This is a genomic window from Streptomyces luteolifulvus (genome assembly GCF_008806595.1).
In the GTDB taxonomy this organism is placed as follows: domain Bacteria; phylum Actinomycetota; class Actinomycetes; order Streptomycetales; family Streptomycetaceae; genus Streptomyces; species Streptomyces luteolifulvus.
Genome location: NZ_VZRB01000006.1, coordinates 73,756 through 88,312 on the forward strand (window position 1 = coordinate 73,756; position 14,557 = coordinate 88,312).

At 70.8% G+C, this 14,557-nt stretch carries 15 protein-coding genes; 5 read left to right on the plus strand and 10 right to left on the minus strand.

What is annotated here, in order from left to right; all coding sequences use genetic code 11:
- Positions 1-122: 122 nt before the first annotated feature.
- Positions 123-1,586, plus strand: a complete 1,464-nt coding sequence (locus F7R91_RS10850; protein ID WP_150947031.1) for a zinc-dependent metalloprotease — start codon at positions 123-125, stop codon at positions 1,584-1,586.
- Positions 1,583-2,110, plus strand: a complete 528-nt coding sequence (locus F7R91_RS10855) for an NUDIX hydrolase (protein WP_150947033.1) — start codon at positions 1,583-1,585, stop codon at positions 2,108-2,110. The genes F7R91_RS10850 and F7R91_RS10855 overlap by 4 nt, the downstream gene beginning before the upstream one ends.
- An 88-nt stretch (positions 2,111-2,198) precedes the next feature.
- Here the strand turns inward: F7R91_RS10855 and F7R91_RS10860 are convergent, their stop codons facing one another.
- The 4 genes from F7R91_RS10860 to F7R91_RS10875 form a co-directional block, all read right to left on the minus strand.
- The gene (locus F7R91_RS10860; RefSeq protein WP_150947034.1) at positions 2,199-2,954 is read right to left on the minus strand and encodes an AIM24 family protein; all 756 of its coding nucleotides are present in this window, start codon (positions 2,952-2,954) and stop codon (positions 2,199-2,201) included.
- 16 nt (positions 2,955-2,970) lie between these two features.
- The gene (locus tag F7R91_RS10865; protein WP_150947036.1) at positions 2,971-3,651 is read right to left on the minus strand and encodes an AIM24 family protein; all 681 of its coding nucleotides are present in this window, start codon (positions 3,649-3,651) and stop codon (positions 2,971-2,973) included.
- A gap of 13 nt (positions 3,652-3,664) precedes the next feature.
- A complete protein-coding gene (locus F7R91_RS10870) occupies positions 3,665-5,380 on the minus strand; it encodes a TerD family protein (RefSeq protein ID WP_150947038.1) in 1,716 nt (571 codons plus the stop codon).
- A 167-nt stretch (positions 5,381-5,547) separates the two neighbouring features.
- Positions 5,548-6,144 (minus strand): M48 metallopeptidase family protein, encoded by a 597-nt coding sequence (locus F7R91_RS10875; RefSeq protein ID WP_150947040.1) that lies wholly within the window; start codon positions 6,142-6,144, stop codon positions 5,548-5,550.
- 240 nt (positions 6,145-6,384) lie between these two features.
- On the opposite strand from F7R91_RS10875, the gene F7R91_RS10880 reads away from it, so the two are divergent.
- The gene (locus F7R91_RS10880) at positions 6,385-7,602 is read left to right on the plus strand and encodes a ThiF family adenylyltransferase (protein ID WP_150947042.1); all 1,218 of its coding nucleotides are present in this window, start codon (positions 6,385-6,387) and stop codon (positions 7,600-7,602) included.
- Entirely contained in the window at positions 7,595-8,962 is a 1,368-nt protein-coding gene (locus F7R91_RS10885) for an ABC1 kinase family protein (RefSeq protein WP_150947044.1), read from the plus strand. Before F7R91_RS10880 ends, F7R91_RS10885 begins: the two co-directional genes overlap by 8 nt.
- 13 nt (positions 8,963-8,975) lie before the next feature.
- Here F7R91_RS10885 and F7R91_RS10890 read toward each other — a convergent pair whose 3' ends face one another.
- The 5 genes from F7R91_RS10890 to F7R91_RS10910 form a co-directional block, all read right to left on the minus strand.
- Entirely contained in the window at positions 8,976-9,182 is a 207-nt protein-coding gene (locus F7R91_RS10890) for a hypothetical protein (protein ID WP_150947045.1), read from the minus strand.
- Between the two features lie 133 nt (positions 9,183-9,315).
- Positions 9,316-9,636 (minus strand): hypothetical protein, encoded by a 321-nt coding sequence (locus F7R91_RS10895; RefSeq protein ID WP_150947047.1) that lies wholly within the window; start codon positions 9,634-9,636, stop codon positions 9,316-9,318.
- The gene (locus tag F7R91_RS10900; RefSeq protein WP_019072119.1) at positions 9,633-10,001 is read right to left on the minus strand and encodes a WhiB family transcriptional regulator; all 369 of its coding nucleotides are present in this window, start codon (positions 9,999-10,001) and stop codon (positions 9,633-9,635) included. Before F7R91_RS10900 ends, F7R91_RS10895 begins: the two co-directional genes overlap by 4 nt.
- Positions 10,002-10,176: 175 nt before the next feature.
- Entirely contained in the window at positions 10,177-10,497 is a 321-nt protein-coding gene (locus F7R91_RS10905) for a hypothetical protein (RefSeq protein ID WP_150947049.1), read from the minus strand.
- A gap of 165 nt (positions 10,498-10,662) precedes the next feature.
- The gene (locus tag F7R91_RS10910) at positions 10,663-12,858 is read right to left on the minus strand and encodes an ATP-dependent DNA helicase UvrD2 (RefSeq protein WP_150947051.1); all 2,196 of its coding nucleotides are present in this window, start codon (positions 12,856-12,858) and stop codon (positions 10,663-10,665) included.
- Positions 12,859-13,061: 203 nt separating this feature from the next.
- Between F7R91_RS10910 and F7R91_RS10915 the strand changes: the two genes are divergently transcribed.
- Positions 13,062-13,304, plus strand: a complete 243-nt coding sequence (locus F7R91_RS10915; protein ID WP_150947053.1) for a mycoredoxin — start codon at positions 13,062-13,064, stop codon at positions 13,302-13,304.
- Between the two features lie 206 nt (positions 13,305-13,510).
- Here F7R91_RS10915 and nudC read toward each other — a convergent pair whose 3' ends face one another.
- On the minus strand, positions 13,511-14,455 hold the full coding sequence (gene nudC, locus F7R91_RS10920) for an NAD(+) diphosphatase (RefSeq protein WP_150947055.1): 945 nt from the start codon (positions 14,453-14,455) through the stop codon (positions 13,511-13,513).
- Positions 14,456-14,557 lie beyond the last annotated feature (102 nt).

The following is a 14,557-nucleotide window of genomic DNA, read 5'->3' on the forward strand; positions in this document are numbered from 1 at the left end:
CCGCAGGCCGAGAGTCGGCGAAGCACCGAGGCCCGAACGGCCTGTGGTGTCTACCCTGGGTGGTGTTGTCGGGCAGTCGCGCCGTCGGAAAGAACCGGCGGCCTTACCAGCCGAGGATTCCCGTGAGTAACACCCCATTCGGATTCGGCCTTCCGCCGGAGGAGCCGGACGACGGCGACGAGGGCAAGAAGAAGGACCAGGAGAGCGGTGGTGGTCAGGACCCGGCCAACCCGTTCGGATTCGGACTGCCCGGCGCAGGGGGCTTCGGAGGCCCCGGCGCCGACAATCCGCTCGCTGCCATGTTCGGTTCGCTGAACCCCACCGACCTGGGCGCCGCCTTCCAGCAGCTGGGCCAGATGCTCTCGTACGAGGGCGGTCCGGTGAACTGGGACATGGCCAAGCAGATCGCCCGCCAGACCGTCTCACAGGGCACTGCGGACGGCACGAAGGACGCGAGCGTCGGCCCGGCCGAGCGCTCCGCCGTAGAGGAGGCCGTCCGCCTGGCCGACCTGTGGCTGGACGATGTGACGTCCCTGCCGTCCGGTGCGGGGACCGCGGTGGCGTGGAGCAGGGCGGAGTGGGTCGAGGCGACCCTGCCGGCCTGGAAGGAGCTCGTCGACCCGGTGGCCGAGCGGGTCGGCACCGCCATGGGTGACGTCCTGCCGGAGGAGATGCAGGCCATGGCCGGCCCGCTGATCGGCATGATGCGCTCGATGGGCGGCGCCATGTTCGGCACCCAGATCGGGCAGGCCGTCGGCGTGCTCGCGGGCGAGGTCGTCGGCTCCACCGACATCGGCCTGCCGCTCGGCCCGGCCGGCAAGGCCGCGCTGCTACCGGTGAACATCGAGACGTTCGGCAAGGACCTCGGCGTGCCGAAGGACGAGGTGCGGCTGTATCTGGCCCTCCGTGAGGCCGCCCACCAGCGCCTGTTCGCCCATGTGCCGTGGCTGCGTTCCCACCTGTTCGGCGCAGTCGACGGGTACGCGCGCGGGATCAAGGTCGACACGGCCAAGCTGGAGGACGTGGTCGGCCAGTTCGACCCGCAGAACCCGGAGCAGCTTCAGGACGCCCTCCAGCAGGGCATGTTCCAGCCGGAGGACACGCCCGAGCAGAAGGCCGCCCTGGCCCGTCTGGAGACGGCTCTGGCGCTGGTCGAGGGCTGGGTGGACGCGGTGGTCCACGCGGCCGCGAAGCCGCGCCTGTCGTCCGCCGACGCGCTGCGCGAGACCCTGCGCCGCCGCCGCGCCTCGGGCGGTCCCGCGGAGCAGACGTTCGCCACGCTGATCGGCCTGGAGCTGCGCCCGCGCCGCCTGCGTGACGCCTCCCGTCTGTGGGCGTCGCTGACGGACGCGCGCGGTGTCGACGGCCGCGACGGTCTGTGGGCCCACCCGGACATGCTGCCGACGGCCTCCGACCTGGACGACCCGGACGGTTTCGTGCACCGGGAGCAGCTGGACTTCTCCGAGCTGGACAAGATGCTCGGCGAGGCGGCCGACAAGCCCGACCTCAGAAAGGCGGACAAGCCCGACCTCAGAAAGAAGGACGACGGCTCCAAGGACGCCCCCAAGGGCGACGACGCCGAGTGAACCTGTACGACGACGCGGTCCTCGTACTAAAGGGCTACGAGGACCAGGCAGAGCTGCGCCAGGCCTACCTGGACCATCTGGCCGGGCACCCGGACGGCATGTGGAAGGCCTGCGCGGACGGCCACCTCACGGCGAGCGCCCTGGTGATCGATCCCGTGCGCGGCCGCGTGCTGCTGACCCTGCACCGGAAGCTGAGGATGTGGCTTCAGATGGGGGGCCACTGCGAACCGGGAGACGCCTCCCTGGAGGCGGCGGCGCTGCGCGAGGCCACGGAGGAGTCCGGAATCACCGGGCTGACGCTGCTGCCGGGCGGCCCGGTGCGCCTCGACCTGCATCCGATCCCGCCGCCGTGCCACTGGCACTTCGACGTCCAGTACGCGGTCCTGGCACCGCCGGACGCGGCCCACGCGGTCAGCGACGAGTCACTCGACGTGCGCTGGTTCCCGTACGACGAGGTGGCGGACGTGGCGGACGAGTCGGTCGTACGACTGCTGGAGGCGACGCGCGCGAGGTCGGCGGTGTGAGACGTGGGTGCCTGAGACATGGGTGCCTGAGACATGGGTAAGGGGCGACCGCCCAGGTGGTCGCCCCTTACGTCTGCATTCTGGACGGTCAGCTCCAGACGTTGCCCTGGTTCTGGCCGCGGGCGCCCTGCTGGCCCATGCCGAACTGGGCGGCGACGCCCTGCCCGATCACGGCGTTCTGCGGCGGCAGCAGCTCGCTGGGCTGGACGAGCGCGTAACCGCTGCCCATGAAGCTGAGCTCCCAGCCCTCACCGGTGCTGCCACGCCGGCGCCACACCCCGGAGGAGTGCGTCTGGGCCTGCATCTGCACACGCAGCCCGGTCGACCAGGCGACGATCGCGTCGGCATCGCAGTTGACGTACTTGTCCGGCGTCACCTGCATCATCAGCGGTGCGCCCGAGGTCATGAGGGCGACCCGGCCGCGTCCGGTGATGTTGAGCTGGTACTTCCCGGAGCCGGAGATGCCGTACTGGCTGTCGACGGCGATGACCTCGTGGTGCAGGGAGGAGTCCATCGCCAGCACATAGCTGCTGTCGACGGTCAGTCCGTCCTGGTCCACGTCCATCAGGTGGATGTGCTGGGCGAGGTTGGCCAGGTAGACCGTGCCCTGCCCGTGGCAGCGCATCAGGTCGAGGCCCTCACCGGTGTGAGCACGCGCGCGACTTTGCTGGCCGCTCTGGTGCTCGGCGTCGAACTCGACGAGGCCCTGATAGGCGACCATGGTGCCCTTGCGGGCGAGGATGTCGTCGTGGCCCTCCAGGACGACGCGCAGCATCTGCTTGTTCTGCAGACTCCAGCGTTCCTGGGTCTGCTGGTCGTTGTAGGCGAAAAGCGGGCTCTGCATGGTGTGGTGATCCCCCTCAGCCCCGGAGCCGGAGACGGTCGGTGCTGTCCTCGCTGGGCTGGACGACGACGATGCCCTGGCCGGAGAAGGCCATCTGGTACGCCTCGCCGCTGCCCCGGCCGATCAGTGACTGCGCCTTGAAGCTGCGCTTGCCCTTCACCTTGAGGTTCGGGGACCAGGCGACGAGCGCGTCCGGGTCGACGTACGTCTCGTTCTCGCCGCCGCCGCAGTCCACGACGATCGGCTTGCCCCGGGAGGTCAGCGCGACCCAGCCCTGCCCGGAGATCTTGGTGTTCCACAGCCCCTGTCCGGCGAACTTCGCGAGCCCCTTCACGCGCTCGACACCCCAGGTCAGATGCGCGTCGAAGGCGAGCAGGTTGGTGGCGTTGACGGAGATCCCGTCGCCGTTGAGGTTGATCACGACGACATTGGCGCCGTAGTCGGCGAGGTAGAGCAGGCCGTCCCCGGAGCACTTCATCAGCGGCGCGCCCTCGCCGGTCATCCAGTCGCGGGCGATCTGGCGCACGGCCGGCGGGTTGGGCTCGTACTGGATGAAGCCTTCGTAGGCGACCATCGACCCCACGCGCGCGAGGAGGTCGCTTCCGGTCTGCAGGGCGACCTTCAGCATGTGGTTGCCGTGGTTCTCCATGCGGGCGGTGACCGGTGCGGGGGCGTAGCCCGCGAGCGGCTGGTTCATGACGGGCTCTCCCTCAGATCTCGTACGGCTGGACGACGATGAAGTTGCCGGGCGCGCCGCGGAACTGGAGGTTGACGCTCTCCCCGGTGTCGCCGGCGTACGCGTTGCGGCGCATGCGCACCTGGCTGGAGACGACCACCTGGGAGGCGGACGACCAGGCGATCACGGCATTGCAGTCGGCGAACGTCGTGGGCGTGACCGGCAGCACCACGGGCACGCCGTGCGTCTTCACGACGATCGTGCCGGTGCCCTGGAACTGCATCGTGAACAGCGCGCCGCCGGGAATACCGTGCCCCTCGATACGGCGGACCTCGTACTGGAGGCTCTCGTCGAAGGCGAGGACGTTCTCCGCGGAGACACAGATGCCGTCGCCCTGGAGTTCGATGGGGTGCAGCATCGTGGAGTTCTCGGCGAGGAACACCTGTCCCTGGCCGGTACAGCGCATCAGCTGCATCTCCTGACCGGTCGCGTTGCCCACGATCCGGCCGGCGAACCCGGCGCCCTTGTAACTGAAGTCGACCTTGCCCTGGTAGAGGACCATGCTGCCCTGGCGGGCGAGCACGGGCTGGCCGCCGATGCCGAGGTCGACGCGGACCATCTTCTTGTTCTGCTGCGTCCAGCGCTGCCCGGTCGGCGTCTCCTTGAACTGCTGCAGCGCGGCCGCCACACCGGCGCCCTGCGGCGCGCCCTGGGGCATGCCCTGCGGCGCTCCGTACGGCGCCTGCTGTCCGGGGACCTGCCCGAACGGGGGCTGCTGGCCGTATCCCGGGGGCGGGGTCGGCTGCCCGTAACCGGGGGGCGGCGCCGGGGCCTGCGGGGCCTGGGGCTGGGCGTAGCCGGGCGGCGGCGGGGGCGTCTGGCCGTACGCGGGCTGCTGGCCCGGCTGTCCGAACGGCGCGGGCGCCGGGGCCGGAGGCGGCACCGGGGCACCGCCGGGCGGTGTCATGGGCGCGACGATGGTGGGTGCGGAGTGCACGGGGGGTGCGGCGGGCGCCGGGGCCGGGGGCGGAGTGGCTCCCGGAGGGGGCGCGAAGCCCTGCGGTGCGGGCTGCGGCGCGGGGGCCGGAGCGGGCGCGGGGGCGGCCGGAGCAGGCGCCGCGGCCGGAGCGCCGAACGCGGGCGGCGCGGAGGCCTGGGCGGGCGGGGCGAAGCCGGGAGCGGCGCCGCTCTGGGCCTGCTGCTGCGGGGCGGGCGCCTCCTCCTCGAGGACCTCGCCGCCGAAGTTCTTGAGCAGCGCGTCGAGGCCGCCGTCGAAGCCCTGACCGACCGCGGCGAACCGCCATACGTCCTTCAGGTAGAAGTCGCCCAGCATCACCGCCCGCTCGGTGGAGAACTCCGAACCGTTGAAGGAGTAGCGGGCCACTTCCTCGCCGCCGGCGACGATCCGGACGTATCCGGGGGCGATCTGCGACATCTGCCCGGCGCCGTCGATGGTCGCCGTGAACGACAGCTTCTGGATCTGCGGCGGAACCCGGTCGAGCGTGACCCGGAAGGACTCCGTGTCACCGGACTGGGCGCCCAGGAGCTGGATGGACTCCTCGGGAGACTTCGGCTGGTTGAAGAAGACGAAGTACCGGTCGTCCGAAAGCCGTTCGTCGGCGTCGAGGCCGAAGCAGCTGATGTCGAAGTTCAGCCCCGGGCCGCTGATCTGCACGCCTACGTACAGATCCGTACCCGTGGTGAGGTCACTGATCCTGGCCTTGTGGCCGCGTTGGAATTCCCTGGCCATGCGTAACGACCGTCCCCCATCCCGAATGTGAGTGCGTCGCGCCAGGCTAACGTCAATTTCGGACACCGGAGCATGCCGGAGGATGTCGGTACAGAGCCGGTACACAATCCCATGCCCCGGGGGCTGCCGCCCGGGTGTGCCGCCCGGCGTTCTCGCTCGGTATGGGCTTACTCGCCCCCGGTGCCCGGCAGATGGGGCAGCCGGTCGGCGGCGACCACGCCCTCGAGGTAGCCGCGGGCCCGCTCGGTCCGCGGGTAGGCCTCCAGGAGCCGCCAGAAACGGGGCCCGTGTCCGGGCACGAGCAGATGTGCGAGTTCGTGGAGGAGAACGTAGTCGACGACGTACTCGGGCATGCCCTGCAGCCGGTGCGAGAGGCGGATGCTGCCCTCGGAGGGTGTGCACGAACCCCAGCGCGTGTTCTGGTTGGTGACCCAGCGGACCGACGCGGGACGGGCCCGGCCGTCGAAGAACTGCGCCGAAAGACGCTCGGCGCGCTGCTCCAGCTCCGCGTCCCCGAGGACCCGCTTGCTCTCCTGGGCGGCCAGTTTGTCGAGCATGACGCTCACCCAGCGCTGTTCCTCGGCCTCGGACATCCGGGCAGGGATGAGCACGATGGTGCGATCGCCCTCGCGGTACGCGGAGACCGTCCGTCGTCGACGGGCGCTCCTGCGTACCTCGATCGCGCTCGCCCCCGAGCCTCTCGGCGGCTGGCTCGTCGTGCGGCGCTGCGGTGTTCCGGCGCTTTGCAGTGGGTCGGCGGGCACGCCCCGACGTTACCCGCTGCACACGGGGGAAGTCCCGACTCCGGGACGGTTCGGTTCCGATCCCCCGTCAGGCGTCTGATTCGTACGACGAATCCTTGCCCTTTGTGGACAACTTTCGCCGCCCGGTGACGCATGCGGGCATGCTGGCTGTGGCCGGCGGAGCTGCGACCGATTCCGAGCGACGCTCCACCGGCAGACGGGGATGTTCTACGAGGGCTACGGGGGCCTGTCATGCAAGCGATGGTTCCGATGGTGAAGCCCGCGCTCAGGCGCGGCTGGCGCGATCTCAACACGGTGCAGTTCGGGATGACCCCGGCGCACGCGATGACGCTCGGTCCGATGGACACCGCGACCGGCAGTTTCCTCGACCTGCTCAACGGCACTCGCGGGCCGGAGCTCCTGCGGGAGGAGGGCAGGCGGATGGATCTGCCCGACGGCCAGGTCGACGGGCTCGTCGAGCGGCTGGCGCGCGCCGGGCTCCTCGACGACGCGCGGGGCGGCGGACCGGCGGCCGACGCCCTGCGCGCGAAGCCGGAACTGCTCGACCGGCTGCGCCCCGATCTGGCCTCGCTGTCCCTGACCACGTCCGAACCGGGAGAGGCGCTGGGACTCCTGGCCGCCCGCCGGTCACTGCGCGTACAGGTGAGAGGCGCCGGACGGGTGGGCGCGGTACTGGCCTCACTGCTGTCGGGCGCGGGGGTGGGCGAGGTCGACGTGCGCGACTGCGGCCGGGTCGAGCCCTGGGACGTCGCTCCGGGCGGCCTGCCCGCCGAGTCGGTCGGCGACCGCCGGGACGAGGCCGCCCGGCGAGCCGTGCGCCGGGCGGCACCGGACCGTCCGCCACGCCGCGGCTCCCGGGCACCGGCCGGGACCGACGACCCGGGCCTGTCCCTCGTGATCCTCGCCCCGCGGGACGACGTCGCCGTGCACGCGCCCGCCCCGTCCGCCGCGGACGCCCTCGTCGCCTCCGGCACTCCCCATCTGTACGCCGGTGTCGTGGAGGCGACCGGTGTCGTGGGGCCGCTCGTCCTGCCGGGTGAGACGGGGTGCGCGGGCTGTCTGCACGAGGACCGCACCGACCGTGATCCCGTCTGGCCCCGGCTGGTCACGCAGTGGCGCTCCGGCAAGGCACGGCAGACGGGGCCGCCCTGCGACCTGGCGTTGGCCACCGCGGTCGCGGGACTCGCGGCGGCCCACGCGCTCGCCTTCCTGGACGGCCGGGGGCCCTCGGGTGCCGGCGTGCGCTGGGAGGTCTCCCTGCCGTCTCTCCACTGGCGTGCAAGGCCGGTCCGGGCACACTCCTCGTGCGCATGTGGAGCAGCGGAGAAAGGTAACAGGGAACACTCCGCCGAGGACGCGGCGTCGCACGAGACAATGGCGGTACAACGGCCGTCGACGATGTTACGTCCTGGTACAGACGCGGCACGGTTGGCTGGGACTTGGAGGGCGCATGTCTGATCTTCCCCGGAAGGCGGTCACCCGGACCGCCAAGCTCGCCGCGCTCCCGCTCGGATTCGCCGGGCGGGCCACCTGGGGCCTCGGCAAGAGAATCGTGGGCGAGTCCGCGGAGATCGTCGGCCGCGAGCTGCAACAGCGCACTGCGGAGCAGCTGTTCAAGGTGCTCGGCGAACTCAAGGGCGGCGCGATGAAGTTCGGCCAGGCCCTGTCCGTCTTCGAGTCCGCGCTTCCCGAGGAGGTCGCCGGCCCCTACCGGGCGGCGCTGACCAAGCTTCAGGAGGCGGCGCCTCCGATGCCGACGCGCACGGTGCACACGGTGCTGCAGGAGCGGCTCGGCGAGGACTGGCAGGAGCTGTTCCTGGAGTTCGAGGACAAGCCGTCGGCGGCCGCGTCGATCGGACAGGTGCACCGAGGGGTGTGGCACGACGGCCGCGAGGTGGCGGTCAAGGTGCAGTACCCGGGAGCCGGCGAGGCCCTGCTATCCGATCTGAACCAATTGAGCCGTTTCGCCCGCCTGTTGGGACCCCTGATTCCGGGCATGGACATCAAGCCGCTCATCGCGGAGCTGCGCGACCGGGTCTCGGAGGAGCTGGACTACGGCCTGGAGGCACAGGCCCAACGCGCCCACGCCGAGGAGTTCGCGGGCGACCCGGACGTCGTCGTCCCCCAGGTGGTCCACCAGTGCGACCAGATCCTGGTCACGGAGTGGATCGACGGGACACCGCTCGCCGAGGTGATCACCGACGGCACACAGGAGCAGCGCGACCGCGCCGGCCAGCTCCTGGCCCGGTTCCTGTTCTCCGGCCCGGCCCGCACCGGACTGCTGCACGCCGATCCGCACCCCGGCAACTTCCGTCTCCTGCCCGGCGGCCCGGACGGCGAGGGCGACTGGCGCCTGGGAGTCCTGGACTTCGGCACGGTCGACCGGCTCACGGGCGGCCTGCCCACCCCCATCGGCACATCCCTGCGCATGACCCTCGACGGCGAGGCGGAGGCCGTCTACGAACTCCTCTGCACGGAGGGCTTCGTCAAGGAATCCATCGCACTGGACCCCGACGCCGTCCTCGACTACCTGCTGCCGATCATCGAACCGGCCCAGGCCGACGCCTTCACCTTCACCCGCGGCTGGATGCGCAGCCAGGCGGCCCGTATCGCCGACCCCCGCTCCCCCGCGCACCAGCTGGGCAGGCAGCTCAATCTGCCGCCGGCCTACCTCCTCATACACAGAGTGACATTGAGCACAATCGGCGTCCTGTGCCAGCTGGGTTCGACGGTGCGGCTGCGTGAGGAACTGGAGGCGTGGCTGCCGGGGTTCGTCCTGGAAGAGGAAGAGGCGGAGGAGTCGGCCGCGCAGGCCTGAGCCGACCGCCGCTCTACCACCAGGCAGAGTCCAGCCGCCCCTCGATCGCCCTGAGGTTCTCCCGGGAGCAGGTGTCGCAGAGGTAGTGACGGACGCCGTTCTCGACGGAGAAGGACCAGATGGGCTGCGGGCCCTCGGCCACGGTGCCGCAGCGGGAGCACACGAGGGTCTGCGGCCGCGCCGCGGAGCCGTCGTTGTCACTGCCTGCGGAACTCGTCACCCTGTGACGATACGCCGGGGACCGGACCGGCGGGCGGAACGCACCGTGGGGGCCGGTCCGTGAGAACGGACCGGCCCCCACGGGGAGACCTTCATCCTCCCTGGTCAGGAGGCACCGGTTGTGGTGTGGTCGGTTACTGCATGACCGCCAGGGCGAGCGCGCGGCGGGCACGCAGCGAGGCGCGCTCCGCCCGGCGCTGCATCCGGCGGGCGGTCACCAGGCGCGCGGCCCGGCGTTCCTGCTCGGCCTCGCGCAGTCGGTCGTGCATATGCGCACGAGCCAGGGCTTCTGGGATGAGTTGCATCTCTCGGGTCCTGTTCTGACGCGAGTCGATCGCGCCGCTGGTGGTGACGTCTTCGAGTGCGGAGCCCACGGGCTCCTGGGTGGACGGCTTCATCGGGGCCTTCTTGGGGTCGTGCGTGAGGGGGCTGTCGATCGTTCCTGCGGTGTTCATGCCGTGACCGGGTTCTTGCGCGGGCGGCCACGCGGCCGCTTCCGGGCGACGACGACACCCTGGACGAACAGCTCTCCACCCCAGACGCCCCAGGGCTCACGCCGCTCCTTGGCGCCGGCGAGGCAGGCCTCGATCAGCGGGCAGGTGCGGCAGAGGGACTTGGCGTACTCGACATCGGCCGGCGACTCGGCGAAGAAGACCTCCGGGTCGTAGGAGCGGCAGGGGACGGGTACGCCGAGGTTCTCGATGGCGTCGTCGAGCGCGGTGAGCGCGGTGAGCGGGGTCAAGGTGGAGTCCTCCGTGAGGCCGGGCGGGGGGATCGTTTCGGAAGGCGGTACGGACGGGGCGTGCGCTTCGAGTTGCACGGTTCGTCTTCCTCGTCTGGTCGTTCCGGCCCTGTTGGGCCGGGTGTCGGCTGGTACCGGGTTCTTTTCTTGTCCCGAGGCGCCTTCGCTCCGTCGTCCCCGTTCGGGGAAAACAGAAGGGCCGCGGATCCCGGATGGGGTTCCGCGGCCCTGAAGGCGCCGGCCTGATCGGCGATCAGGCTGGATCACTCCAGGGTTCTGGCCCACGGAAGGCCCACATCAGGTGGTGCTGCTTCGTCTGCTTCCGGTCTCCGGCACCAGCTGCCGTAAAGGCATAGGCATGCGCCCGTGCCACTACTGCTTCCAGTGCCTTGGTCGGTCGCTCATTGCGCACACGGACGGGAAGACCCGCGAGAGACACGGAGGACGCCGGACGCACGGCACGGATGCCGGACAGACCGGTGCCCAGGTTGGAAACGCCGAGCATGCACGTGGAGACGACCGAGCGATCGGTCATTTTGACGGTGCTGATGGAGCTGCTGCTGATGCTGATCACTTCAATCGCCTCCTCTCGGCGTCTCGGGGGACTGGGGTGAGTCAGTCCGACGGATATGCAAGTACAACACGGAATCAGGGCCTCCGAGAAGGCCCCCTGTCCCGTGGCTAAGAACCTATGGGGATTGCTGGGGCATGCGCAAACTATTTTTTCGACGAGTTCGCGTCATTCCCCGCCTTCCTCTTCCACAAGCTCCCGACCGGCGCAGATCGTCAGGACATCGGCACCGTAGCGGTTGAGCTTGCGCACGCCGACCCCGGGGATGCGCGCCAACTCCCCCTCGTCGTCGGGGGCCGCCTCGGCGATCGCCATCAGCGTCTTGTCGGTGAAGACGCAGAAGGCGGGCTGTCCGCTGCGCCGCGCCTGGAGCGCGCGCCACTCGCGCAGCCGCTCGTACAGGCCCTCGTCCATGTCGGAGGGGCAGTCCTCGCAGCGCATCAGCTTCATGTCGCCGGCGTCGGTGAGCGTGCGTCCGCACACCCGGCAGCGGGCCGGCGTGCGCTGGGTCCGGCGCGGGATGGCATCCGGTCTGCCGGCGAAGCCGCGCTCGACGCCTCCGCCACCGCCCGCCGCGCCGCGGCCGGCCGCGGCGGCCGAACCGGGGCGCAGCCCGTCGAGGAAGCGGCTGGGGCGGCGGCTCGGACGCCCGCCGGGCGCACGCGACAGGGCCCAGGAGACATGGAGCCGCTCTCGGGCACGGGTCACCCCGACATACAGGAGGCGACGCTCCTCCTCGATCTGCTCGTCGGTCTTTGCATAGGTGATCGGCATCATGCCCTCGGCGACACCGACCAGGAAGACGGCGTCCCACTCCAGGCCCTTGGCCGAGTGCAGGGAGGCGAGGGTGACTCCCTGGACGGTCGGGGCGTGCTGGGCGTTCGCCCGTTCGTCGAGTTCCGCGACGAGGTCGGCGAGGGTGGCGCCGGGTCTGGCGGCGGCGAAGTCCTGCGCGAGGTTCACCAGGGCGGCCAGTGACTCCCAGCGCTCTCTGACGGCACCGGAACCGGCCGGGGGCGCTGTGGTCCAGCCCTCGCCCGACAGCACGGCGCGCACCTGGGAGGGCAGGTCGACGGCGTCGTCGAGCAGGGAGTCGTTGCCGCCGAACCGGGCCGCCCCGCGCAGCGCGATGCCCGCCTTGCGCACCTCGGGACGGTCGAAGAACCGCTCGGCGCCACGCAGCTGATAGGGCACTCCGGCGTCGGCGAGGGCCTGCTCATAGGTCTCGGACTGCGCGTTCGTACGGAACAGCACGGCGATCTCGCTCGCCGGGACGCCGGAGTCGACGAGCTCGCGGATCCGCTGGGCGGCGCCCTCGGCCTCGGCGGGTTCGTCGGTGTACTCGGTGTGGACGGGCTCGGGGCCGGCGGCGCGCTGGGAGACCAGCTCCAGGCGGTGGTCGGCGGCGCGGCCCCGGGCCTGTGCGAGCAGGCCGTTGGCTAGGTGGACGACCTGGGGCGTGGAGCGGTAGTCGCGGACCAGCTTGACCACGGTGGCACCGGGATGGCGGATACGGAAGTCGAGCAGATGGTCGGGAGTTGCTCCTGTGAACGAGTAGATGGTCTGGCTGGCGTCGCCGACCACGCACAGGTTGTCCCGCTCACCGAGCCACAGTTCCAGCAGGCGCTGCTGGAGGGGGCTGACGTCCTGGTACTCGTCGACCACGAAGTGCTGGTACTGGGAGCGGACCTGTTCGGCGACGTCGTGCCGGTCCTGGAGGACGGCCACCGTCAGCAGCAGAACGTCCTCGAAGTCGATGACGGCTCGGTCGCGCTTGATGTCCTCGTAGGCGGAGTAGAGCTGGGAGATCTCGGCCGGGTCGCGGGGAGCCTCACGGCCGGCCTTGACGGCCGCGAGCGGGTAGTCGGCGGGGACGGTCTGGGTGACCTTGGACCATTCGATCTCACCGGTGACGTCCCGCAGCTCGCCCCGGTCGAGGCGGATACGGCAGGCGGCGGCCGCGTCCGCGACGAGCTGGATCTTGCGATCGACAAGGCGCGGCATCGAGCCGCCGATCGCTTTCGGCCAGAAGTACTGGAGCTGGCGCAGAGCGGCCGAGTGGAAGGTGCGGGCCTGGACGCCGGCGGCGCCGAGCTGACGCAGTCTGCCCCGCATCTCCCCCGCGGCGCGGTTGGTGAAGGTGACGGCCAGCACGCTGGAGGGCTGCAGGACACCGGCCCGCACTCCGTAGGCGATGCGGTGGGTGATCGCCCGGGTCTTGCCGGTACCGGCGCCCGCCAGTACGCACACCGGACCGCGCAGGGCGGTGGCCACCTCGCGCTGCTCGGGATCGAGCCCTTCGAGCACCGCGTCGGCCGAGTCCGGGACCTGCGGGAAGAGCGTGGAGTGCGTTGCTGCTGTCACACGGCCATGCTGCCAGGTCGGCGGAGACGGGTGAGCCGGTTGTCCACAGGCGGGCCCCGCAGTCGTACTAATACGGCAGGCGTCACACTGATGCGGCAGGCGTCACGTCGTGCGAGGCGCCGCTCAAGGGAATGCTGGACCTTTCAAGTACGTTCCCCCACTGCAACCGCCATCCCCCGAGCCGCCGAAGGAGCGCGATAGACATGCCGGGCACTGTGACGATGTACAGCACCACGTGGTGCGGCTACTGCACTCGGCTGAAGAGCCAGCTGGACCGTGAGGGCATCGCGTACAACGAGATCAACATCGAGCAGGACCCGGATTCCGCGGCCTTCGTGGAAAAGGCGAATGGCGGAAACCAGACGGTGCCGACCGTGCTGTTCGCGGACGGTTCGACGCTGACGAACCCTTCGCTGGCTCAGGTCAAGCAGAAGATCGGCGTGTAAGCGCTGCACGGCGCGTGAAAAGGCGGTCCCTGGGATGTCCCGGGGGCCGCCATTCGTCTACAGGCTTCCTGCGCGGATCGGTGTGCGGCACGGTGCGTGGTGCGGTGCGCGGCGCGGTGCGGTGCGCGGCGCGGTGCGGTGCGCGGTGCGGTGCGGTGCGGTGCGCGGCGCGGTGCGGTGCGGTGCGCGGCGCGGTGCGTGATGCGTCACACGACGCTGCGCGTCGGCAGCGGTCTGTCGTACCAGAGCTCGATCAGACGGGCCGCGATCGAGATGCCGTACGGCGGCAGGACCTCGCCGGACTCGAAGGCGGCGCTCAGTTCGTCGCGGGAGAACCAGCGGGCCTCGTGGATCTCGTCGCCGTCGACGTCGATGTCGGTCGAGGTGGCGCGGGCCACGAAGCCCAGCATGAGGCTGGACGGGAAGGGCCAGGGCTGGCTGGCGATGTACTCGACCCGCCCGACGGTGATGCCGGCCTCCTCGAAGACCTCACGGCGCACGGACTGCTCGATGGACTCGCCGGGCTCGACGAAACCGGCGAGGGTCGAGAAACGGCCTTCGGGCCAGTGCACCTGGCGGCCGAGGAGGATGCGGTCGTCCTCGTCGGTGACGGCCATGATCACGGCGGGGTCGGTGCGCGGGTAGTGCTCGGCGCCACAGACGGGGCAGCGGCGGATGTGGCCGGCCGCCGCGATGACCGTGCGCTCGCCGCAGCGGGAGCAGAAGCGGTGCGTGCGCTGCCAGTTCTCCAGACCCACCGCGTGCACCATCAGGCCCGCGTCGCGCGGTGACAGCAGCAGGCCGGCCTCGCGCAGGCCCGCGGGGCGCGCGGACTGGTCGATGCGGCCGGGCAGCGCGTCCTTCTGGAGGGCGAAGTAGCTGACGCCGTCTCCGTCGGTGCCGAGGAAGTAGCGGTGCGCCTCGGTGAGGGGAGCTTCGAAGGAGGGCGTCATGACCAGTTCGGTGCGCCCGTCGGGCGTCTCGTCGATGAGGACCTGGCCGCCGGATACCACGAAGCAGCGGGTGGTGGGGTGGCTCCATGCCGCCGCGAGCCAGGCCTCGTCGAGCCGGTGGTGGGCGGCCCTGTCGATGCCGCTCGGTGCGGTGAGCGAGATGGGCCGGTCGGCGGTGTGGTCGGTCCAGGTGGTCACGGGTGCTTCCAACTCCCCCGGTGGAACGGTTGTTTTCGGGCGGCGGTTCAGCAGGACGTACGGAAGGAGGGGTCGAGGTCCGGTGGGCTCCGGTGCGGGACG

Bases quoted from the DNA above. Each gene is read 5' to 3' on its own strand.
- F7R91_RS10860 (WP_150947034.1), bottom strand. From the start codon at position 2,954: ATGCAGAGCCCGCTTTTCGCCTACAACGACCAGCAGACCCAGGAACGC.
- F7R91_RS10865 (WP_150947036.1), bottom strand. From the start codon at position 3,651: ATGAACCAGCCGCTCGCGGGCTACGCCCCCGCACCGGTCACCGCCCGC.
- F7R91_RS10870 (WP_150947038.1), bottom strand. From the start codon at position 5,380: ATGGCCAGGGAATTCCAACGCGGCCACAAGGCCAGGATCAGTGACCTC.
- F7R91_RS10880 (WP_150947042.1), top strand. From the start codon at position 6,385: ATGGTTCCGATGGTGAAGCCCGCGCTCAGGCGCGGCTGGCGCGATCTC.
- F7R91_RS10885 (WP_150947044.1), top strand. From the start codon at position 7,595: ATGTCTGATCTTCCCCGGAAGGCGGTCACCCGGACCGCCAAGCTCGCC.
- F7R91_RS10895 (WP_150947047.1), bottom strand. From the start codon at position 9,636: ATGAACACCGCAGGAACGATCGACAGCCCCCTCACGCACGACCCCAAG.
- F7R91_RS10915 (WP_150947053.1), top strand. From the start codon at position 13,062: ATGCCGGGCACTGTGACGATGTACAGCACCACGTGGTGCGGCTACTGC.